The sequence below is a fragment of the Halomonas cibimaris genome (assembly GCF_039537045.1).
Taxonomy (GTDB): domain Bacteria; phylum Pseudomonadota; class Gammaproteobacteria; order Pseudomonadales; family Halomonadaceae; genus Vreelandella; species Vreelandella cibimaris.
In genome coordinates this window covers 20,176-40,782 of sequence record NZ_BAAAZT010000006.1, presented here as the reverse complement: position 1 = coordinate 40,782, position 20,607 = coordinate 20,176, and the positions used below count along the sequence as shown (strand labels likewise).

The window sequence follows — 20,607 nt, the reverse complement described above, 5'->3', positions numbered from 1 at the left end:
TGATGCCGGTATTCGCCCATAAAAAAACGCCCCGATCGGGGCGTTTTTTTGTGCGGTGGCCACAGCTTGATATTAGCGCCGGCCGTGATGATGCTCAAAACGCACGATGTTGGAAAGCTTGGGGTTGGCCTCGGGGTTTTGGCGGTAGAGCAGCGCCGTTTTGCCGATCGTCTGTACCGGCTCGGCGCGGCCGCCGGCGGTGAGCTGTTCCAGTGTGCGCGCACGGTCGTCGCGGTCAGGCAGGGCCAGCTTGACCTTGACCAGTTCGTGATCGCGCAGGGCGCGGTCCAGCTCGGCGAGCAGACTGTCCGAGACGCCGTTTTCCGACACCGTCACAATTGGGTTGAGGTGATGGCCGATGCTGCGTAGTGCTTTCTTTTGTGCCTGTGACAAGCTCATGGTATCTTGCGGTATCCCAAGTTTGCGCTTAACGCTCCATCTTACGGCGAAACGCCGCTGGGGGAAAGCGCTCGCCTTGCCCATTCATTTTCTCTTTCATGCGCCAGATTTCCTTACATGCAGCAAAAGCCCCAAAGCCGCAAGCGCCAGGCCAGCAAGTCCAGCGGCAGCTGGATGCAAGAGCATTTTGATGATCCCTACGTCAAGCAGCGCTGGGCCGACGGCTATCGCAGCCGGGCAAGCTATAAGCTGCTGGCGCTGGACGAAAAGGATCGATTGTTTCGCCCCGGCATGACCGTTGTGGATCTGGGGGCGGCCCCCGGCGGCTGGAGCCAGGTTGCCGCGGAAAAAGTAGGGCCTGAAGGCAAGGTCATCGCCTCGGATATTCTTGCCATGGACGCGCTGGCCGGGGTGGACTTTATCCAGGGCGACTTCACCGAAGACGAGGTGCTCAACGCGCTGCTGGAGCGGCTGGGCGGGCAGACGGCCGACCTTGTGATGTCGGATATGGCCCCCAACATGAGCGGAATGGCCGGTATTGATCAGCCCCGGGCCATGTATCTGGTGGAACTGGCGCTGGATCTGGCACAGCAGACGCTTTCCCCCGGCGGCTGCCTGGTTGCCAAGGTCTTTCAGGGGGAAGGGTTTGACGCCTATCTGAAAACCCTGCGCGAGAACTTTACCCGGGTGGTGACGCGTAAGCCGGACGCCTCACGCGCGCGCTCCCGGGAAGTGTATTTGCTGGCCGGCGGGTTTCGCGGCTGACGTTTCTGAATGGCTACCGGGCCGGGCAGGCGCTGCAGCCCCCGGGGCAGGTATAGTCGGGATTTATCATGGTCATTGCCGGACAGTCCGCGGCAAGGTGTGCCACAGTAGACAGCAAACACGCGCAAGAGCGCCACCGCGTCGGACAGCGCGATCGATTCAGCACGCGCGGGCCTTGCGCTCTAAAAACGAATGAACGCATGCTGCGCAGACGATGTCTTATGTAGCGACGTTAACTGACGGATTCTTGTAATGAGGGTAGCCCCTTGAACGATATGGCAAAGAACCTGGTTCTGTGGTTGGTCATCGCGGCGGTTCTGCTGACCGTGTTCAACAACTTCAGTACGGAAAGCTCGCCTCAATCCATGAACTACTCACAGTTTGTGGAGCAGGTGCAAAACCAAGAAGTGCGCAGCGTCACCATTGATGGCTACACCATCAAGGGTGAGCGTTCGGACGGCTCGCGGTTTCAGACCGTGCGGCCCGCCGCCGAAGATCCCAAGCTGATGGATGACCTGCTGGCCAACGACGTGACCGTGGTAGGCAAGGAGCCCGAGCAGCAAAGCATCTGGTCGCGGCTTTTGATCGCCAGCTTCCCGATTTTGCTGATACTGGCCATTTTCATGTTTTTCATGCGCCAGATGCAGGGCGGCGGTGGCGGCAGCAAAGGCGGCCCCATGAGCTTTGGCAAGTCCAAGGCGAAGCTTTTGTCCAACGACCAGATCAAGACCACGTTTGCCGACGTGGCCGGCTGTGACGAGGCCAAGGAAGAGGTCGAAGAGCTTGTCGACTTTCTCAAGGATCCAAGCAAGTTCGAACGTCTGGGCGGCACCATCCCCCGCGGCGTTTTGATGGTGGGCCCGCCGGGTACGGGTAAAACCCTGCTCGCCAAGTCCATCGCCGGCGAGGCCAAGGTGCCGTTTTTCTCCATTTCCGGCTCCGACTTCGTTGAAATGTTCGTCGGCGTGGGCGCCTCACGCGTGCGCGATATGTTCGAGCAGGCCAAAAAACAGGCGCCCTGCATTATTTTCATCGACGAGATTGACGCGGTGGGCCGTTCGCGCGGCGCCGGCATGGGCGGCGGCAACGACGAGCGCGAACAGACGCTCAACCAGCTGCTGGTGGAAATGGACGGCTTTGAAGCCAACGAAGGCGTCATCGTCATCGCCGCTACCAACCGCCCGGACGTGCTCGACCCGGCGCTTCTGCGCCCGGGCCGCTTTGACCGCCAGGTGACCGTGCCCCTGCCCGACATCCGCGGCCGCGAACATATCCTCGGCGTGCATCTGCGCAAGGTGCCGCTGGCCGAAGACGTCAAGGCATCGCTGATTGCCCGCGGCACGCCGGGCTTCTCCGGGGCTGACCTGGCCAACCTGGTCAACGAAGCGGCGCTGTTTGCCGCGCGCGGAGACAAGCGCCTTGTCGGCATGGACGAGCTGGAAGCGGCCAAGGACAAGATCATGATGGGCTCCGAGCGCAAGTCCATGGTCATGACCGACAAGGAAAAGCTCAACACGGCCTATCACGAGTCCGGCCACGCCATCATCGGCCTGGTCATGCCCGAGCACGACCCGGTGTACAAGGTCACCATCATTCCCCGGGGCCGCGCGCTGGGTGTGACCATGTTCCTGCCGGAAGAAGATCGCTATAGCCTTTCCCGCCAGCAGATCATCAGCCAGATCTGCTCGCTGTTTGGCGGCCGCATCGCAGAGGAAATGACGCTTGGGCCCAACGGCGTGACTACCGGTGCGTCCAACGACATCAAGCGCGCCACCGAGCTTGCCCACAACATGGTGGCCAAGTGGGGGCTGTCCGAGGAAATGGGCCCGATCATGTACGATGAGGACGACTCCCATCAGTTCATGGGCGGCGGCCAGAGCAGCGGCATGCTCAAATCCGGTGAGACCACCACGCGGCTGGATAAAGAGGTCCGCAAGATCATCGACGGCTGCTACCAGCAGGCCTATCAGATTCTTGAGGACAACCGTGACAAGCTGGATGCCATGACCGAGGCGCTGATGAAGTACGAAACCATCGATGCCCATCAGCTCAAGGACATCATGGAAGGCCGTGATCCGCGCCCGCCCGAGGGCTGGAATGACGACGGCTCCTCCGACGGCGGCTCGCCGGTGGATAACCGTACGCCCGCCGCCGGGACTGCCGGCGAGGCGCCCAAGGCAACCGGCGACAGCGACGGCGATGACGACGACGATAGCCGCCGGCGCCGCCCGTCCGACCCGCTGGGCGGTCCGGCAGGCTCGTAGCCGCGGCAAATTGTGTGTCAGGCGCCTCACCCTGGGGCGCCTTTTTTGCTATTCTGCCGGCCATCATTGCGCCTTATCCACCCTGCTGACTGAGCCTTTCCATGCAACCACCCTTTGCCGCGCCGCCCGGCAACGGCGCCCCGATTGTTTGCGGGCCCCACCGGCTTGACCTTTCCGTTCCCCGCGTTATGGGCATTCTCAACGTGACGCCGGACTCCTTTTCCGACGGCGGTCGCTATACCGCGCTGGATGAAGCGCGGCGTCAGGCCGAGCGCATGCTGGCCGAGGGGGCGGCGATCATCGATGTGGGCGGCGAGTCCACGCGCCCCGGTGCTGCACCGGTAACGGCCCAGCAGGAGCTGGATCGCGTGGCCCCGGTGGTCGAGGCGCTGTCCTATGAGCTGGGCGCGCTGGTCTCGGTGGATACCAGCAGTGCGGCGGTGATGCGTGAAGCAAAAGCGCTGGGCGCCGGCATGCTCAACGACGTGCGCGCGCTTGAGCGCGAAGGGGCGCTTGAGGCTGCCGCCCAAAGCGGTCTTGCCGTGTGTTTGATGCACCGTCAGGGCGAGCCGCAGACTATGCAGGACGCGCCGCACTACGAAGGCCCCGTGGAAGATGGCGTTAGCGACTTTTTGCTCCGGCGCATCGCCGCCTGTGAAGGGGCGGGCCTTGAGCGCCGGAGGCTGCTGTTGGATCCCGGCTTTGGCTTTGGCAAGACAGTCGAGCACAACTTGCGCCTGCTCAACCGCCTGCAGGCGATTGGCGAGCTGGGGCTGCCGCTGCTGGTGGGGATGTCGCGCAAAAGCATGATCGGCAAGGTGCTGGGCCGCCCGGTTGACGAACGGCTCGCCGGCGGGCTGGCGCTGTCGGCGATGGCCGTGGAGCGCGGCGCGAAAATCCTGCGCGTGCACGACGTCGCGGCAACGGTCGATGCCGTCAACATGGCCCGGGCGGTCATCAACGAAGGCGGCCAGGATGCGGCCGCGGAGGTGGGCTTGTGAGTCGGCGTTATTTCGGTACTGACGGTATTCGCGGCAGGGTAGGGCGTGCGCCGATTACCGCCGAATTTATGCTTAAGCTGGGCTGGGCGGCCGGCCAGGTGCTGCGCCGCGATGCCGACCGTGCGCGGGTGCTGATCGGCAAGGACACGCGGATTTCCGGCTACATGTTTGAATCCGCGCTGGAGGCCGGATTTTCCGCAGCGGGGGTGGACGTAGCGCTGCTGGGCCCTATGCCCACGCCGGGCATTGCGTACTTGACGCGCACGTTCCGCGCGGAAGCCGGCGTGGTGATTTCCGCCTCGCACAACCCGTTTGACGACAACGGCATCAAGTTTTTTGACGCCGACGGCACCAAGCTGCCCGACGCCGTGGAAGAGCGCATTGAGGCCATGCTGGACGAGCCGCTGACCACCGCCGATGCGGCGGCGCTGGGCAAAGCGATGCGCATTGACGATGCGCCCGGGCGCTACATCGAGTTCTGCAAGTCAACGCTGCCTGAACGGCTTAGTCTGCACGGGCTGCGCATCGTTCTCGACTGCGCCCACGGGGCGACGTATCACATCGCGCCTAACGTGTTTCGCGAACTGGGCGCTGAGGTCAGCGTGATCGGTGCCGAGCCGGACGGCATGAACATCAACCGCGATGTGGGCTCTACGCACACGGCGTCGCTGCGCGCGGCGGTGATTCATCGCGGCGCCGATCTGGGCATTGCCTTCGACGGTGACGGCGATCGAGTGCTGCTGGTAGATCCTGACGGTCACGAAGTCGACGGCGACGACATCCTTTACCTGATCGCGCGGGATCGCAAGCGGCGCGGCGTGCTCAACGGCGGGGTGGTAGGCACGCTGATGAGCAACTTCGGGCTGGCGGTGGCCCTGGAAAAGCTGGATATTCCCTTTGAGCGCGCCCAGGTCGGTGACCGCTTTGTCATGGAGCGCATGGCGGCCAACGGCTGGAAGCTGGGCGGCGAGCCTTCCGGGCATGTGGTGTGCGCTCACGCCCAGACCACCGGCGACGGCATTGTCTCGGCGCTGCAGGTCGTGGCCATCATGATGTGCGAGAAAGCGACGCTGCCCGCACTGCTGAGCGCGCTGGAAAAGGTGCCCCAGGTGCTGGTGAACGTGCGCCTGCCCGAAGGCACGAATGCGCGTCAGGTGCTGGCCGCGCCGGCCGTTATGCAGGCCGTAGCCGATACCGAAGCTCAGCTGGGCGAAGAAGGCCGGGTGCTGCTGCGCCCGTCGGGCACCGAGCCGCTGATTCGCATTATGGTAGAAGGCCGTGCGCACCTGGACGTGGAAGGTCTGGCAGATGCGCTTGCCCGGCAGGTGCAGGCGCTGCTGGCCTGACGTTGAGGCGGCTAGCGGTTGTCTTGCTCTGGCCGCTCCTATACCATTTTGCGCAATCTCGAAAAGGAGCCTTGATGCGTACGCCACTGATCGCCGGTAACTGGAAGATGAACGGCTCTGCCGAGCGTGTTCGCGCGTTTGGCGAAGCCTTTGCCGGTGACCGGCTGCCCGCCTCACTGGATGTCGCGGTTATTCCCCCGTTTCCCTACCTTGATCAAGCCCGGCGGGCCTTTGCCCGTACGCCGCTGGCGCTGGGGGCGCAGACGCTGAGCCCGGAGCCTGCCGGCGCGCACACCGGTGAGGTAAGTGCCGCCATGCTTGCCGAGTTTGGCGTTGCCTATGTGCTGGTGGGGCATTCCGAGCGCCGCCAGCATCACGGCGAAACCGATGCCGACGCCTACCGCCGGGTATGCGCGGCGCTGCACGCCGGCCTGGTGCCGGTGCTGTGCGTAGGTGAAACCCTGAAACAGCGCGAGGCCGGGGCGACCCGGGACGCGGTGCTGGGGCAGCTGGCCGCGGTGCTAAAGCCGCTGGACGCCGACCGGCGCCGGCGGCTGGTTATTGCCTACGAGCCGGTATGGGCGATCGGTACCGGGCGTACGGCAACGCCGGAACAGGCCCAGGCCACGATGAAAGACATACGCACCTGGCTTGAATCGCTGGACAGCGACCTGGCTCAGACGCTGCGGCTGCTGTACGGCGGCAGCATGAAGGCCGACAACGCAGCCGAGCTGCTGGCGCAGCCGGATATCGACGGCGGTCTGGTGGGCGGCGCCTCGCTCCAGGTCGATGAATTTTTCGCTATATGCCAATCAGCAGGATAACTCCATGCAAGCTGCAATACTCATGATTCACGTGGTGGTGGCGATCGCTCTGGTCGTTTTGATCCTGCTTCAGCAGGGCAAGGGTGCCGATGCCGGCGCCTCCTTTGGCGGCGGCTCGTCGCAAACGGTATTCGGCGCCCAGGGGAGCGGCAACTTTCTGTCGCGCTTTACCGGTGTGCTGGCGGCAAGCTTTTTTGTGACATCGCTGGCGCTTGCCTACTTTGCCAGCCAGGCCGGCGACGCACCCGATGCCGGCATTCCCGATGCCAAACTTGTAGAGCAGCAAAATACCCAAGGCAGCTCGGTAAAATCCCTTGACGAAAGCGAAGAGGGTATGGATAATGCAGCGCCAGTGCTAGAGGAGAGCGGCGAATAGCCTGTCACAACAGGCCGGCTGATATCCGCTTTGCTAGCCTCCCCTGTTGCCGAAGTGGTGGAATTGGTAGACACGCTATCTTGAGGGGGTAGTGACCTCACGGTCGTGCGGGTTCAAGTCCCGCCTTCGGCACCATCGCAAGCGTTTCGCGGCATTTTTTACCGCATGTTGCAATGGTAGACAGAACGGCAAGGCCGCACTGATAACGACACGCGCAAGCGTGTGAGAGGCGAAAGTGGCTTGACGCAAGCCGAGCAAACACTTATTATCGCACTCTCAGATTGATGCGGGGTGGAGCAGTCTGGTAGCTCGTCGGGCTCATAACCCGAAGGTCATCGGTTCAAATCCGGTCCCCGCTACCATTTTCAAGCGTGCTGCGCTGTAAAATGGTACTACAGGTTTTCTTGCAAAAAGCCCCTTCCTGTGAAGGGGCTTTTTGTTAGCCGCTCCTTTTATCGCGCTCGCCGTTTGCGGCGACAGCGATGCTACCTGCCGCACCGGCAAGCGATAAGGGGCGTCTCACTAGCGAATGTCTACCGGGTTGCCGGAGGCACGTTTCCGGTTAACGCCCATCAGCCACCTAGCTTTATTCTGTGACTCCTGGCCAGGTGCCTGATGCAACGGCTATAGGAGCCTTGTCTGTGGCCACAAAACACGCCGCACTTCACGCGCTGATCGAGCCGGTCGTTGCCGCCATGGGCTTTGAGCTATGGGGCATTGACTATCTTTCCCAGGGCAAGCACTCGCGCCTGGTCGTCTATATCGAGGGCGACAACGGCGTTAGCGTAGACGACTGTGCCGACATCAGCCGTCAGATTAGTGCGGTGCTGGATGTGGAAGACCCTATCACCGAGGCGTACCGTCTGGAAGTTTCTTCGCCGGGCATGGCACGTCCGCTCTATACCCTGGATCATTTCCGCCGCTTCAAAGGACATCAGGTAGCGCTCAAGCTGCGCTCGGCGTTTGACGGACGGCGCAAGTTTTCCGGTCTGCTTGCCGGTATTGAAGGCGACGAGGTGCTCTTGCAGCTGGACGGTGAGGAGTACTGCTTTCCCATCGAAAGCATTGACAAGGCGAACATCGTGCCTCGGTTTGACAAGTAACCGAGCGAGGCAACCGGCGCTTGGCCGGCTTGGGCACATAAGGACAGGTTTTGGCGAGGCAAATGCATGAGTAAAGAAATCTTGATGGTCGTGGACGCGATCTCGAACGAAAAAGGCGTCCCCCGGGGGGTCATCTTCGAGGCGGTCGAAGCGGCGCTGGCCAGCGCCTCGCGCAAGCGCTTTGAGCGCGAAGAGGCAAGCGTGCGGGTGCGCATCGACCGCCGCACGGGGGAATACGAAACCTTTCGCTACTGGACGGTCGTGGAAGACGACGAGTTCGAATCGCCCGATTACGAAATCAAGCAGAGCATTGCCGAGCAGCGCACGCCGCCGCTGGCGCTGGGTGATGAAGTTGAAAAGCCGATTGAAAACGCCGAGTTTGGCCGCATTGCCGCCCAGACCGCCAAGCAGGTGATCGTGCAGAAAGTGCGCGAAGCCGAACGGGCCGAGGTGGTGCGCCAGTACACCGATCGCGAAGGCGAACTGGTCGCCGGCATCGTCAAGCGCACCACCCGCGACGGGCTGGTGATTGACCTGGGTGATAACGCCGAGGCGTTTTTGCCGCGCAGCGAAATGATCCACGGCGAGCGCTACCGCATGAACGAACGAGTGCGGGCGCTGCTGGTCAACGTTGACCCGGAGGCCAAGGGCGCACAGCTGCAGCTTTCGCGCACCTGCCCGGAGCTGATCATTGAGCTGTTCAAGATCGAGGTGCCAGAAATCGCCGAGCAGCTGATCGACATCAAGGGAGCGGCGCGCGACCCGGGCTCACGGGCCAAGATTGCGGTCAAGACCAACGACCGGCGTATCGACCCGGTGGGAGCCTGTGTCGGCATGCGCGGCTCGCGCGTACAGGCGGTCTCCAGCGAGCTGGAAAACGAGCGCGTGGATATCGTGCTGTGGGATGACAACCCCGCTCAGCTGGTGATCAACGCCATGGCGCCGGCCGATGTGGTCTCCATCGTCGTGGATGAAGAGGCCGGCTCGATGGACGTTGCCGTCGCCGAAGACAATCTGGCTCAGGCCATCGGCCGCAGCGGGCAGAACGTGCGGCTGGCATCCGAGCTGACCGGCTGGCACATCAACGTGATGACCGAAGACGAGGCCGACGCCAAGCACGAACAGGAAATCGACAGCCTGGTGGACTTTTTTGTCCAACATCTTGGCGTGGACGACGACGTGGCGCGCCTGCTGGTCGATGAAGGCTTTACCACCCTGGAAGAGGTGGCCTATGTACCCCTTGACGAAATTCGCGAGATTGACGATTTCGACGAAGAGCTTATCGAAGCGCTACGCGCACGAGCAAAAGACGAGCTGCTGACGCTGGCAATTGCCTCAGAAGAAGCGCTGGACGGCGCCCAGCCGGCCGACGATCTGCTCAACATGGATGGCATGGAGCGGCACCTGGCCTTTACGCTGGCCAGCCGCGGCATTGTTACCATGGAAGACCTTGCCGAGCAGTCTGTCGACGATCTGGTCGATATCGAAGAGTTGGACGACGCGCGCGCAGCGGCATTGATCATGACTGCCCGTGCGCCCTGGTTCGAAGACGACAGCAAATCCGATTCGAGCACACAGTAAACAGGTCACGGGCTGAGGAGGGTCATCATGTCAGACATGACAGTAAAAGATTTTGCAGCAAAGGTGGGTCGCGATGCGTCCCGTCTGCTAGAGCAGATGAAAGAAGCAGGGCTTAGCCACACCTCGGAAAGCGATGCGGTGTCGGAAAGCGATAAGCAAACTCTGCTGAACTCGCTGAAAAAGCACCACGGCGGTGACGAGCCCAACAAAAACCGCATTACCTTGACGCGCAAAACCCGCAGCCGCATCAAAACCGGCGAGCGGGGCAAGACCATCGACGTTCAGGTACGCAAAAAGCGCACCTACGTTAAGCGCGCCGAAGACAAAAAGCCCGAGCAGCCGGAGCCGAGCTACACCGGCCCGCGCCAGCTGGTCGGCGACATGGCCGAAGCCGAAGCGGAACGCAAAGCCCACGAAGCAGAAGAGCAGAAGGCCGCAGAAGCCCAGCGCGCCGCCGACGAAGAGGCGCGCAAGCTCGCCGAGGAAAAAGCCAAGAGCGCCGATGTGCCGACCGAGCTTGAAATTCCAGTGCCTGAGCTCGACGAAAGCAGCAGTGCCGGCGACAACATGCCCCCGGCGCCGCCCAAGGAAGGCCGTACCGATCGCCGCTCGGCGCCGGCGAAAAAAGCCGCCAAGAAAAAGGGCCGCCGCGACGAGCAGGATTCTCGCGGCGAGCGCGAGGAGCGCCGCCGCGGCGGCAAGAAGGCCAAGCGCGCCGAGCGTCGCGGTGGCAGCCGTCGAGGCGGCAGCCAGGGCGGCGGCAAGCACGGCTTCCAAAAGCCCACGCAGCCGATCGTGCGCGAAGTCTCGATCCCCGAGTCGATCAGCGTCGCCGAGCTTGCCGACAAGATGTCGATCAAGGCCAACGAAGTGATCAAGGCCATGTTCAACATGGGGGCTGCGGTCACCATCAACCAGACCATCGACCAAGAAACCGCGGTAATCGTGGTCGAGGAAATGGGCCACACGCCCAAGCTTGTCAAGGACGACGCGCTGGAATCCGAAGTGCTGGAGAGCATTTCCTACGAAGGCGAAGAAATCGTCCGTGCCCCGGTCGTCACCGTCATGGGCCACGTCGACCACGGTAAAACCTCGCTTTTGGACTACATCCGCAAGGCCAAGGTGGCCACGGGCGAAGCCGGCGGCATTACCCAGCACATCGGCGCCTACCACGTCGAAGGCAGCCACGGCGGTGCGACCTTCCTGGATACCCCGGGTCACGCGGCGTTTACCGCCATGCGTGCGCGCGGCGCCAAGGCCACCGACGTGGTCATTCTGGTCGTCGCCGCCGATGACGGTGTGATGCCCCAGACCATCGAGGCCATCGAGCACTCCAAGGCAGCGGAAGTGCCCATGGTCGTGGCGGTCAACAAGATCGACAAGCCGGCGGCCGATCCGGACCGGGTGAAAAACGAACTCTCCCAGTACGGCGTCATCTCCGAGGAGTGGGGCGGCGATACCCAGTTCGTCCACGTCTCGGCGAAAAGCGGCGAAGGCATCGACGCGCTCATTGAAGGGGTGCAGCTGGTGGCCGAAGTGCTTGAGCTCAAGGCGGTGCCCGAGGCCCCCGGCAAGGGCGTGGTCGTGGAATCGCGCCTGGACAAGGGCCGCGGCCCGGTGGCCACGGTGCTGGTACAAAACGGTACGCTGAGAAAAGGCGACATCGTGCTGGCCGGGCTGCACTACGGCCGCGTGCGCGCGCTGACCAACGAGCTGGGCAAGCAGGTTGACGAGGTGGCCCCGGCGATGCCCGTGGAAATCCAGGGGCTGGACGGCACGCCCGAAGCCGGCGATGACTTCATGGTGGTGGCCGACGAGAAGAAGGCGCGCGAAGTCGCCAACTTCCGTCAGGGCAAGTACCGCGAAGTGCGCCTGGCTCGCCAGCAGAAAGCCAAGCTGGAAAACATGTTCACCCAGATGGAGAAAGACGAGGCGGCCAAGGTCAACATCGTACTCAAGGCCGACGTTCAGGGCTCGCTGGAAGCGATCAAGAGCGCGCTTGAAGAGCTCTCCACCGACGAGGTCGAAGTGGCCGTGGTGTCCTCCGGCGTGGGCGGCATTACCGGCACCGATGCCAACCTGGCGCTGGCCAGCGAGGCGATCGTGATCGGCTTTAATGTCCGGGCCGACGTCGCCGCGCGCGATATTATCGAGCGCGAAGGGCTGGATCTGCGCTATTACAGCGTCATCTACCAGCTGATCGACGAGGTCAAGCAGGCCATGAGCGGCAAGCTGGCCCCGGACTGGAAAGAAGAGATCGTGGGCGTCGCCGAAGTTCGCGATGTCTTCCGCGCGCCGAAGATCGGTGCGGTGGCCGGCTGTATGGTCATCGAAGGCACCGTGCATCGCCACAAAAAGATCCGCGTACTGCGCGACAACGTGGTGATCTACGAAGGTGAACTTGAGTCCTTGCGCCGCTTCAAAGACGACGTCCAGGAAGTGCGCAGCGGCATCGAGTGCGGCATCGGCGTGAAAAACTACGACGATGTCCAGATCGGTGACAAGATCGAGGTCTTTGACCAGGTCAAGGTCGAGCGCACCCTCTAAGGCCGTTCAGGAGTCCACATGCGGGAATTCAAGCGCACCGACCGGGTGGCCGACCAGCTGCAAAAAGAGCTGGCGGTGCTCATCCAGCGCGAGGTGAAAGACCCTCGCCTGGGCATGATTACGCTAAGCGGCGTCACCGTTAGCCGGGATTTGGGCTACGCCGACGTGTATTTCACCCTGCTCGGCGAGCAGGATCCCGAACGGGTGAAGGAAAACCGCCAAGTGCTCAAACGCGCGGCGGGGTTTCTGCGCAGCCAGGTGGCGCGGCGGATCAAGCTGCGCCACGTGCCTGAGCTGCGCTTTCACTACGATGAAAGCACTGTCCGGGGGCAGGCGCTGTCGTCGCTGATTGACCAGGCGGTGCAGTCTGATCGCCAGCGCGACACCGGCGACGAGGAAAACGCCCCGGATAGCGACGAGGTGTCGCACTAATGGCGCGTCGCCGTCGTGGCCTGCCGGTTAACGGCGTGGTGCTGTTGGACAAGCCTCAGGGCGTGTCCAGCAACCATGCGCTGCAGCGCGTGCGCCGGCTGTTTCAGGCGCAAAAGGCCGGCCACACCGGCACCCTTGACCCTATGGCAACCGGGCTTTTGCCGATTTGCCTGGGCGAGGCGACCAAGTTTTCTGCCCACCTGCTGGAGGCCGACAAGGTCTACCGCGCGCGGGTAGAGCTTGGCGTGATCACCGACACCGGCGATGCCGAAGGCCACGTCATCGAGCGTCGCCAGGTGCCGGTGCTCGATCAGGCCGGCATCGAGGCGATACTTGCGCGTTTTCGCGGCGGGATCGATCAGGTGCCGCCGATGTATTCAGCGCTCAAGCACCAGGGCCGCAAGCTCTACGAGCTGGCCCGGGAGGGCAAGCACGTGGAGCGTGCAGCCCGGCGTATAAGCGTGTATGATGCGCGCCTCACGGCAGTGGATGTCGATGCCTTTACGCTTGAAGTCCACTGCAGTAAAGGCACCTATATTCGCACCCTGGCCGAAGATATCGGCCTGGCGCTGGGCTGCGGGGCGCATATTTCGGCGCTCCGGCGGCTGGCTACCGGGCCGTTTACAGCGGCCGGGATGTGGACGTTGGACGCGCTGGAAGCGCTTGACGGCCAGGCCGCAAAAGAGGCCGAGCTGATGGCGCCGGATGTGCTGGTAGCGCATCTACCGGCCCTGTCGCTGGATGACGAAGCCTATCGGCGGCTGTCCTGCGGCCAGCAGGCGACGCTTGCCGGCCATTTATACGAGGATGCCTTGCCCGATGACGGCGAGGCGATCGTCAGGCTGTACCACGCGACAACCTTTGCCGGACTGGGGCGTATCGTGGAGAAAGCCGGCGGCGCGATGACCGTCGCGCCCAAGCGGCTGCTTGCCAGCGCCGCTGCTGCGTAGGGCAGGCCAGGACCTGCGCTGCGCGTGTTACCCGAGACTGCAAATATGCGTGGTCTCACCCATGCATTTTTCAGGCATATTGCTTATTGGAGAGACAGATGGCACTTACCGCTGAACAGAAAGCCGAAATCGTCAACGAATACGGCCGTGGCGAAAACGACACCGGTTCCCCTGAGGTGCAGGTTGCCCTGCTGAGCGCCAACATCAACGGCCTGCAGAGCCACTTCAAGACCAACAGCCAGGATCACCACTCGCGTCGGGGTCTGATCCGCATGGTCAACCAGCGCCGCAAGCTGCTGGACTACCTCAAGCGCAAGGACTACGGTCGCTACCAGACGATTATTCAGCGTCTGGGCCTGCGCCGCTAAGCACACCGGCTAAAAGAAAGGCCGCGCGGCGAACGGCGGCTTTTGCGCTACGGCAAAACGGGCAGCCCTTGAGGCTGCCCGTTTTGTGTTTCTGCCCCGGCCTTGGTGAGGGCCGGGTTTTTATCGGCCAGTGGAAGAGAAAGTGGAAGAGAAGCGGTGGTCGTCGCGCGGTTCAGTGCCTAGAATGGCCGCAGTGAAAACGACACGCTCGCCCCGACAAGTTGCCCAACGTGAAAGGAAGTTGCCGTGAATCCGGTTAAAAAAACGTTTCAATACGGTCGCAGCACCGTAACGCTGGAAACCGGGCGTATTGCCCGCCAGGCCACCGGTGCCGTGATGGTCACCATGGAGGACACCGTGGTGCTCTGCACCGTGGTGGCCAAAAAGGACGCCAACCCTGCACAGCCGTTTTTTCCGCTGTCGGTGCACTACCAGGAAAAAACCTACGCCGCGGGCCGGATTCCCGGCGGCTTTTTCAAGCGTGAAGGCCGCCCCACCGAGAAAGAAACCCTCACCTCGCGGCTGATCGACCGGCCTATTCGCCCGCTGTTTCCCAAAGGCTTCATGAACGAAGTGCAGGTGGTGTGCACGGTGCTTTCTGCCGAGCGCAACCAGAATCCGGATATCGCCGCCATGCTGGGCACCTCAGCGGCGCTGGGCATTGCCGGGGTGCCGTTCAACGGCCCCATCGGTGCTGCGCGCGTGGGCCTCAACGAAGAGCAGGGCTATTTTCTTAACCCCACCGTGGATGAGCTGGCCGACTCCGAGCTGAACATGGTGGTGGCGGGCACCGCCAACGCGGTGCTGATGGTGGAGTCCGAAGCCCAGGAGCTTTTGGAAGACGAAATGCTCGGCGCGGTGCTCTACGGCCATCAGGAAATGCAGGTGGCCATCGATGCCATCAACGAGCTGGTGGCCCAGGCCGGCAAGCCGCGCTGGAGCTGGCAGCCGGTGTCGGGCAACCGTCAGCTTGCCGCAGCGCTGGCGGACAGCTTCCGCGATAAAATCGGCGATGCCTATCGCATTACCGACAAGATGGCGCGTCAAGAGACGCTGAGCGAGTTGAAAGAAGAGGCCGTAGCAGCGCTGGGTGAGCGCGCTGACGCACCGGCAGACGCCCACTTTGCCGCAGACGCGATCAAAGGCGCCTTTGCCGCGCTGGAAAAGCGCGTGGTGCGCGCCCGGGTGCTTGACGGCGAGCCGCGCATTGACGGCCGTGATCATCAGACCGTACGCCCGCTGTCCATTGAAGTAGGCGCGCTGCCCAAAACGCACGGCTCGGCGATTTTCACACGCGGCGAAACCCAGGCCATTGCCGTGGCGACCCTGGGCACCCTGCGCGACGCCCAGCTGATCGAGTCGCTGGAAGGCGAGCGCAAGGATCGCTTCATGCTGCACTACAACTTCCCGCCGTACTGCGTGGGCGAGGCCGGTTTTATCGGCGGGCCCAAGCGCCGCGAAATCGGCCACGGCCGGCTGGCTCGCCGCGGCATTCAGGCCGTGCTGCCCGGGGAAGACAGTTTTCCCTACACCATTCGCCTGGTTTCCGAGATTACCGAGTCCAACGGCTCAAGCTCCATGGCCTCGGTGTGCGGGGCCTCGCTTGCGCTGATGGACGCCGGCGTGCCGCTCAAGGCGCCGGTGGCGGGCATCGCCATGGGGCTGGTCAAAGACGGTGACCGCTGTGCGGTGCTCACCGATATTCTTGGCGACGAAGATCACCTGGGTGACATGGACTTCAAGGTGGCCGGCTCTGCAGAAGGCGTCACCGCCCTGCAGATGGACATCAAGATCGAAGGCATCGACGAAGACATCATGGAGACTGCGCTGCAGCAGGCTTACAGCGCGCGCCTTGAGATTCTAAAGCAGATGAATGCGGTGATGGGCGCCAGCCGCGAGGAAGTCTCCGGCAACGCCCCGGCCATGCGCACGCTGAAAATCGCGCCGAAGAAGGTGCGCGACGTTATCGGCAAGGGGGGTGCTACCATTCGCCGGATCTGTGAGGAGACCGGTGCGTCCATTGACCTGGACGACGACGGCACCGTACGCATCTACGCCGAGGACAAAACGGCGGCCCAGGCAGCGGAAAAAACCGTGCTGGACATTACCGCCGAGGCCGAAATCGGCAAGCTGTATGCCGGCAAGGTGGTGCGCATCGCCGACTTTGGCGCCTTCGTCAACTTCATGCCCGGCCGGGACGGGCTGGTGCATATTTCCCAGATTGTGCCTGAACGGGTGGAAAACGTCCGCGACTACCTCAACGAAAACGACGAAGTCGTGGTCAAGGTGCTGGATGTGGATAACCGCAACCGGGTAAAGCTTACGCTCAAGGAAATTACCGAAGAGGAAAAGGCAGCGTTTGTGGCAGCTCAGGGCCAGAGTGAAGATCTGCCGCAAAAAGCCCCGAGCCACCAGACGCCGGCTGCCGAGCCGCCGCAGACCGAAAAAGACGCAGCCTCTGGCGACTGATTTTTCTGCTGAAATCGCGCAGCCCCGCCGCCTAGAGGTGCGGGGCTGCGCGGTGACGGTGTTTCAACGTCTTTTCGCCGGCATCACAGCGCCTTGCAGGCCGAGCAAACGGCCCGAGCACGCGGGGTTATCTGCGCTCAATGGCCAGCGCCACGCCCTGGCCGCCGCCGATGCACAGCGTAGCGAGCCCTTTGTGGGCGTTTCGCGCGAGCATCTCATGCACCAGGGTGACCAGTATGCGACAGCCCGAGGCGCCGATGGGGTGGCCCAGCGCAATGGCGCCGCCGTTGACGTTGATGCGTGAGGTGTCCCAGCCCAGCGCGCGGTTAACGGCAATGGCCTGAGCGGCAAAGGCCTCGTTGGCCTCGATCAGGTCAAGCTCGCCTGTCTGCCAGCCGGCTTTGTCCAGGCAGCGCCGGGTCGCCGGTATTGGCCCTGTGCCCATGAGCGCCGGGTTTACCCCGGCGCTTGCATAGCCGGCAATGCGCGCAAGGGGCGTAAGCCCAAGCGCTTCGGCCTTGGCCGCCGAGCACAGCATGACAACGGCCGCGCCGTCGTTGATGCCCGAGGCGTTGCCCGCGGTCACGCGGCCATCAGCCTTGAATGCCGGGCGCAGGCCGGCGAGCTTCTCGGCGGTCAGCGCTCGTGGGCCCTCGTCGGTGTCGAAGACGTGGGTGTGGCCTTTGCGCCCGGGCACGTTAATGGGCGTGATTTCGCCGCTGAAGCGGCCTTGCGCTACGGCGTCGACGGCCTTGCGCTGGGATTCGGCGGCAAAGGCGTCCATCTCCTCCCGGCTGATGCCATAGTGCTCGGCCAGATTTTCCGCGGTTATGCCCATATGGTAGTCGTTGAACGCATCCCACAGGCCGTCGTGGATCATCGAGTCCACAGCGGTCCAGTTCCCCATGCGCTGGCCGTGGCGGGAATGGGGCAGCAGATGCGGGGCGGCGGACATGCTTTCCTGGCCGCCGGCCAGCACCACCTCGGCATCGCCGCAGCGAATGGCCTGCGTTGCCAGGTGCAGCGCCTTGAGCCCGGAGCCGCAGACCTTGTTGACGGTCATTGCCGGTACGCCCTCGGGCAGCCCGCCGCCGATGGCGGCCTGCCGCGCGGGGTTTTGTCCGCAGCCGGCGGTCAGTACCTGGCCCAGCAGCACTTCGTCGACTTCGCTCGGGGCGACGCCGGCGGTGCGCATTACGTCTTCAATGACCTGAGCGCCCAGCTCGCTTGCCGGCATGCCGGCAAGCGAGCCGCCGAACGTGCCGATGGCGCTGCGCTTGGCGGCAACAATGACGACGTCTTGATGACCCGATGACATTCTGGCACCTCCTGCTCAATGCGATGATAGCGGCCAGCCGGCAAGAGCGCCGCGGGCCCGGTGGCGTCCGGTATCAGCTTAGCTGTACGGGAATGGCGTTGCTGGTGTGGCTGACCTCGTTGCCCTCTTTTAGATAAACCAGCGAAGGCTTGTGCTCGGCAAGCTCGCTTTGCTCGTAGTGCGCGTAGCTGCAAATGATGATGCGCTGCCCCGGACTTCCGTGGTGGGCGGCAGCTCCGTTGATGGAGATCATCCGCGAGCCTTCCTCGCCGCGAATAGCATAGGTGGTAAAGCGTGCGCCGTTGGCGACGTTGTAGATCTGGATCTGTTCGTTTTCGCGAATGCCGGCCAAGTCGAGAAGCTCGCCGTCGATGGCGCAGGAGCCTTCATAGTGGAGCACGGCGTGCGTAACGCGCGCCATGTGAAGCTTGGCCTTGAGCATAACGGTATGCATGGGGAAATCCTTTCAAGCAGGACAGGCCCCCGGCAAGAAGTGCCGGGAGGCTATCAAAAACGCAGTATAAACAATCGGCTCGCCGGCATAAAAGCCGCGTGGCCGGCGGGTTTTGAACGTCAACGATTACCGGTGAGGAAGCGTAAGCGTCAGGTTGTCGATCAGCCGGGCTGGCCCCAGCTGAGCGGCGGCCAGCAGTACGGCTTCTCGGGTGTCTGCGACTACCGGATTCAGCTGGCGGTCGCGCAGGGCTATATAGTCCGGCATAAAGCCTGCGGCCTGCAGCGCCCGGTGGCCGTCTAGCAGTACGGCATCGCCGTCGTCTCCAGCCGATAGCCGTTCACCCATGGCGCAAAGCGTTCGGTACAGCGCCGGCGCCTGGGCGCGCTCCTCGGCGCTTAGATAGCCGTTGCGCGATGAAAGCGCCAGGCCGTCGTCGGCGCGCACAATCGGCACGCCCTCGATATCAACAGGCAGGTGCAGATCAGCGACCATTTTACGAATCACCGCCAGCTGCTGGTAGTCTTTTTCGCCGAAGCAGGCAAGATTCGGGGCGACCAGGTGGAACAGCATGCTGACCACTGTGGCCACGCCGTCGAAGTGCCCGGGGCGCGAGCCGCCGCACAGCCCTTCGCTGACGCCGGGGACGTGAACGCGGGTGGCGGTTTCAAGCCCGCTGGGGTAAAGATCCGCCGCGCCGGGGGCAAACAGCAGATCACAGCCGGCGCTTTCCAGCGCCGCCTGGTCTGCGGCAAAGGTGCGCGGGTAGGCATCGAGGTCTTCCCCCGGGCCGAACTGCAGCGGGTTGATGAACAGGCTCGCCACCACAACGTCGGCACGGGCGCGGGCATGCTGGACAAGCGCCAGGTGCCCGGCATGCAGGTTGCCCATGGTGGGCACAAGAGCCACGGTTTGCCCTTGCTGCCGCGATGGAGTAAGCGCCGCGTTGAGCGCCTCGACGGTATACAGGGTGTGCATGATAAAACGGCCTGCCGATTAGAAGCGAGAGTATCGGTGATAAATAGCGTACCGGTTACGAATAGCGTACCGGTTAAAAACAGTGCGCCGGCGTGGGGAAGGCACGCTGTTTGACGTCCTGATGATAGCGGGCAAAAGCGTCCTGGATGCTGTCTGCCTCGGCCATGTAGTTTTTCACAAAACGCGGCGTGTGTCCGGTGCTGACCCCCAGCACGTCGTGCATGACCAGTATCTGACCGTCGGTATCCGGCCCGGCGCCGATACCGATAACCGGCACGTTCAGCGCCTCGGTAACCGCCCGGCCAAGGCTTGCGGGAACGCATTCCAGCAAAATGACCGAAGCCCCGGCATCGACCAGGGTGCGGGCGTCTGCAAGAATGCGCTCGGCCTGCTCGGCATCGCGGCCCTGCACCTTGTAGCCGCCGAGTTGATAGACGGTTTGCGGCGTCAGCCCCAGGTGCGCGCACACCGGCACGCCGCGGCGGGTCAGCTCGCGCACGCCGTCGGCCATCCACGCCTCGCCTTCTACCTTGATGATTTCGGCCCCGGCGCGCATCAGCGCGGCGGCGTCGTTGAGCGTGCGCTCGACGGTTGCGTTGCTCATGAAGGGCAGATCCGCCATGAGCAGGCTGGCCCCCTTGCCTGCCGCCGCCGCTCGGGTGTGATAGCAGATATCGTCAAGCGTTACCGGCAGCGTGCTTGAGTGCCCGTGGAGTACCATCCCCAAAGAGTCCCCCACCAGCAGCACGTCAATGCCGGCCTGGCTTGCAGCGTTGGCAAAGGAGGCGTCGTAGGCGGTCAGGCAGCTGAACGTTTCCCCGCTGTGCTTTAGCGCGCGCAGGGTGCTCAGAGTGACGGTTTTCATGGTGTGGCCTCGCGGTTGGTTGCGTAAAGAGTAACAAAACGGGCGTGGGTGAGGCGGGCAGCACCCGTTAGCCTAGCGGCGTGACGTCGTCGGCCAGAGGTGCCAGCCAGTGGTCGAGCGGTTTGCCATACAGCAACAGATCAGGGGCCACCTCGCGCAGCGGCCGCAGGGCAAATGCCCGTTCGTGCAGATAAGGGTGCGGCACCTGCAGCCTTGGGTGCGCCATCGAGAGCGCGCTGAACAGCAGCACGTCAAGATCCAGCGTGCGCGGCCCCCAGCGGCGCTCGCGCCGGCGGCGGTGACGCTGTTCCAGCGCCTGCAGCTGATCGAGCAGCGCAAGCGGGGAAAGCGCCGTTTCAAGCACGGCCACGGCGTTGACGAAGTCGGGCTGGTCCTGGGGGCCGACCGGCCGGCTGGCGTACAGCCCGGACGCCCCGACCAGGCGGCACAGTGCCAGCCCGTCAAGCGCGACCAGCGCTGTGGCAACCTGGCGGCGCGGATCGGCCAGGTTGCTGCCCAGGCCCACGTAGGCAAGCGAGGTGGATAAAGCGAAAGCCGGCATGCTGC

The 20,607-nt window shown here is 63.3% G+C and carries 19 protein-coding genes and 2 tRNA genes; 15 read left to right on the top strand and 6 right to left on the bottom strand.

Annotated elements, in window-relative coordinates:
- Positions 1-72 precede the first annotated feature (72 nt).
- On the bottom strand, positions 73-399 hold the full coding sequence (gene yhbY, locus ABD654_RS00455; RefSeq protein WP_344701183.1) for a ribosome assembly RNA-binding protein YhbY: 327 nt from the start codon (positions 397-399) through the stop codon (positions 73-75).
- Between the two features lie 117 nt (positions 400-516).
- On the opposite strand from yhbY, the gene rlmE reads away from it, so the two are divergent.
- From rlmE to pnp, 15 genes are all read left to right on the top strand, one after another.
- Positions 517-1,164 carry a 23S rRNA (uridine(2552)-2'-O)-methyltransferase RlmE gene (rlmE, locus tag ABD654_RS00450; RefSeq protein ID WP_344701181.1) on the top strand — a complete coding sequence of 216 codons (648 nt, stop codon included), beginning with the start codon at positions 517-519 and terminating at the stop codon, positions 1,162-1,164.
- Positions 1,165-1,430: 266 nt separating this feature from the next.
- Positions 1,431-3,428, top strand: a complete 1,998-nt coding sequence (ftsH, locus tag ABD654_RS00445) for an ATP-dependent zinc metalloprotease FtsH (RefSeq protein ID WP_344701179.1) — start codon at positions 1,431-1,433, stop codon at positions 3,426-3,428.
- A gap of 101 nt (positions 3,429-3,529) precedes the next feature.
- Positions 3,530-4,429, top strand: a complete 900-nt coding sequence (gene folP, locus ABD654_RS00440) for a dihydropteroate synthase (RefSeq protein WP_344701177.1) — start codon at positions 3,530-3,532, stop codon at positions 4,427-4,429.
- On the top strand, positions 4,426-5,775 hold the full coding sequence (glmM, locus tag ABD654_RS00435; RefSeq protein ID WP_344701175.1) for a phosphoglucosamine mutase: 1,350 nt from the start codon (positions 4,426-4,428) through the stop codon (positions 5,773-5,775). Before folP ends, glmM begins: the two co-directional genes overlap by 4 nt.
- Before the next feature lie 74 nt (positions 5,776-5,849).
- Positions 5,850-6,599, top strand: a complete 750-nt coding sequence (gene tpiA, locus ABD654_RS00430; RefSeq protein ID WP_344701173.1) for a triose-phosphate isomerase — start codon at positions 5,850-5,852, stop codon at positions 6,597-6,599.
- Positions 6,600-6,603: 4 nt separating this feature from the next.
- Positions 6,604-6,975 (top strand): preprotein translocase subunit SecG, encoded by a 372-nt coding sequence (secG, locus tag ABD654_RS00425; RefSeq protein WP_344701171.1) that lies wholly within the window; start codon positions 6,604-6,606, stop codon positions 6,973-6,975.
- A 48-nt stretch (positions 6,976-7,023) separates the two neighbouring features.
- A tRNA-Leu gene (locus ABD654_RS00420) sits at positions 7,024-7,110 on the top strand.
- Between the two features lie 150 nt (positions 7,111-7,260).
- Positions 7,261-7,337 (top strand) — tRNA-Met (locus ABD654_RS00415).
- Positions 7,338-7,616: 279 nt separating this feature from the next.
- The gene (gene rimP / locus ABD654_RS00410) at positions 7,617-8,078 is read left to right on the top strand and encodes a ribosome maturation factor RimP (protein WP_344701169.1); all 462 of its coding nucleotides are present in this window, start codon (positions 7,617-7,619) and stop codon (positions 8,076-8,078) included.
- A gap of 66 nt (positions 8,079-8,144) precedes the next feature.
- Entirely contained in the window at positions 8,145-9,659 is a 1,515-nt protein-coding gene (nusA, locus tag ABD654_RS00405; protein WP_344701167.1) for a transcription termination factor NusA, read from the top strand.
- Between the two features lie 27 nt (positions 9,660-9,686).
- Positions 9,687-12,206 carry a translation initiation factor IF-2 gene (gene infB / locus ABD654_RS00400; protein WP_344701165.1) on the top strand — a complete coding sequence of 840 codons (2,520 nt, stop codon included), beginning with the start codon at positions 9,687-9,689 and terminating at the stop codon, positions 12,204-12,206.
- 18 nt (positions 12,207-12,224) lie between these two features.
- Entirely contained in the window at positions 12,225-12,638 is a 414-nt protein-coding gene (rbfA, locus tag ABD654_RS00395) for a 30S ribosome-binding factor RbfA (protein WP_344701163.1), read from the top strand.
- Positions 12,638-13,588: a tRNA pseudouridine(55) synthase TruB gene (truB, locus tag ABD654_RS00390; RefSeq protein ID WP_344701161.1), complete on the top strand. Its 951-nt coding sequence runs from the start codon at positions 12,638-12,640 to the stop codon at positions 13,586-13,588. The genes rbfA and truB overlap by 1 nt, the downstream gene beginning before the upstream one ends.
- A gap of 98 nt (positions 13,589-13,686) precedes the next feature.
- Positions 13,687-13,956 (top strand): 30S ribosomal protein S15, encoded by a 270-nt coding sequence (gene rpsO / locus ABD654_RS00385; protein WP_344701159.1) that lies wholly within the window; start codon positions 13,687-13,689, stop codon positions 13,954-13,956.
- Positions 13,957-14,202: 246 nt separating this feature from the next.
- A complete protein-coding gene (pnp, locus tag ABD654_RS00380; protein ID WP_344701157.1) occupies positions 14,203-16,425 on the top strand; it encodes a polyribonucleotide nucleotidyltransferase in 2,223 nt (740 codons plus the stop codon).
- 127 nt (positions 16,426-16,552) lie between these two features.
- On the opposite strand, the gene ABD654_RS00375 is transcribed toward pnp, so the two are convergent.
- From ABD654_RS00375 to folK, 5 genes are all read right to left on the bottom strand, one after another.
- On the bottom strand, positions 16,553-17,743 hold the full coding sequence (locus ABD654_RS00375) for an acetyl-CoA C-acetyltransferase (protein ID WP_344701154.1): 1,191 nt from the start codon (positions 17,741-17,743) through the stop codon (positions 16,553-16,555).
- Between the two features lie 73 nt (positions 17,744-17,816).
- Positions 17,817-18,197, bottom strand: coding sequence for an aspartate 1-decarboxylase (gene panD, locus ABD654_RS00370; protein WP_344701152.1), 381 nt, complete (start codon positions 18,195-18,197; stop codon positions 17,817-17,819).
- 126 nt (positions 18,198-18,323) lie between these two features.
- Positions 18,324-19,175 carry a pantoate--beta-alanine ligase gene (gene panC / locus ABD654_RS00365; protein WP_344701150.1) on the bottom strand — a complete coding sequence of 284 codons (852 nt, stop codon included), beginning with the start codon at positions 19,173-19,175 and terminating at the stop codon, positions 18,324-18,326.
- Positions 19,176-19,248: 73 nt separating this feature from the next.
- On the bottom strand, positions 19,249-20,040 hold the full coding sequence (gene panB, locus ABD654_RS00360; RefSeq protein ID WP_344701148.1) for a 3-methyl-2-oxobutanoate hydroxymethyltransferase: 792 nt from the start codon (positions 20,038-20,040) through the stop codon (positions 19,249-19,251).
- Between the two features lie 67 nt (positions 20,041-20,107).
- Complete coding sequence (gene folK / locus ABD654_RS00355; protein ID WP_344701146.1) at positions 20,108-20,602, bottom strand: 2-amino-4-hydroxy-6-hydroxymethyldihydropteridine diphosphokinase; 495 nt, start codon at positions 20,600-20,602, stop codon at positions 20,108-20,110.
- Between the last annotated feature and the right edge of the window lie 5 nt (positions 20,603-20,607).

What these genes read in the sequence shown, in the direction of transcription:
- folP (WP_344701177.1), top strand. Translation starts at nt 3,530, where the DNA reads ATGCAACCACCCTTTGCCGCGCCGCCCGGCAACGGCGCCCCGATTGTT.
- rpsO (WP_344701159.1), top strand. Translation starts at nt 13,687, where the DNA reads ATGGCACTTACCGCTGAACAGAAAGCCGAAATCGTCAACGAATACGGC.
- infB (WP_344701165.1), top strand. Translation starts at nt 9,687, where the DNA reads ATGTCAGACATGACAGTAAAAGATTTTGCAGCAAAGGTGGGTCGCGAT.
- rbfA (WP_344701163.1), top strand. Translation starts at nt 12,225, where the DNA reads ATGCGGGAATTCAAGCGCACCGACCGGGTGGCCGACCAGCTGCAAAAA.
- nusA (WP_344701167.1), top strand. Translation starts at nt 8,145, where the DNA reads ATGAGTAAAGAAATCTTGATGGTCGTGGACGCGATCTCGAACGAAAAA.
- rlmE (WP_344701181.1), top strand. Translation starts at nt 517, where the DNA reads ATGCAGCAAAAGCCCCAAAGCCGCAAGCGCCAGGCCAGCAAGTCCAGC.
- panB (WP_344701148.1), bottom strand. Translation starts at nt 20,040, where the DNA reads ATGAAAACCGTCACTCTGAGCACCCTGCGCGCGCTAAAGCACAGCGGG.
- yhbY (WP_344701183.1), bottom strand. Translation starts at nt 399, where the DNA reads ATGAGCTTGTCACAGGCACAAAAGAAAGCACTACGCAGCATCGGCCAT.
- folK (WP_344701146.1), bottom strand. Translation starts at nt 20,602, where the DNA reads ATGCCGGCTTTCGCTTTATCCACCTCGCTTGCCTACGTGGGCCTGGGC.
- tpiA (WP_344701173.1), top strand. Translation starts at nt 5,850, where the DNA reads ATGCGTACGCCACTGATCGCCGGTAACTGGAAGATGAACGGCTCTGCC.
- secG (WP_344701171.1), top strand. Translation starts at nt 6,604, where the DNA reads ATGCAAGCTGCAATACTCATGATTCACGTGGTGGTGGCGATCGCTCTG.
- panC (WP_344701150.1), bottom strand. Translation starts at nt 19,175, where the DNA reads ATGCACACCCTGTATACCGTCGAGGCGCTCAACGCGGCGCTTACTCCA.
- truB (WP_344701161.1), top strand. Translation starts at nt 12,638, where the DNA reads ATGGCGCGTCGCCGTCGTGGCCTGCCGGTTAACGGCGTGGTGCTGTTG.
- ABD654_RS00375 (WP_344701154.1), bottom strand. Translation starts at nt 17,743, where the DNA reads ATGTCATCGGGTCATCAAGACGTCGTCATTGTTGCCGCCAAGCGCAGC.
- panD (WP_344701152.1), bottom strand. Translation starts at nt 18,197, where the DNA reads ATGCATACCGTTATGCTCAAGGCCAAGCTTCACATGGCGCGCGTTACG.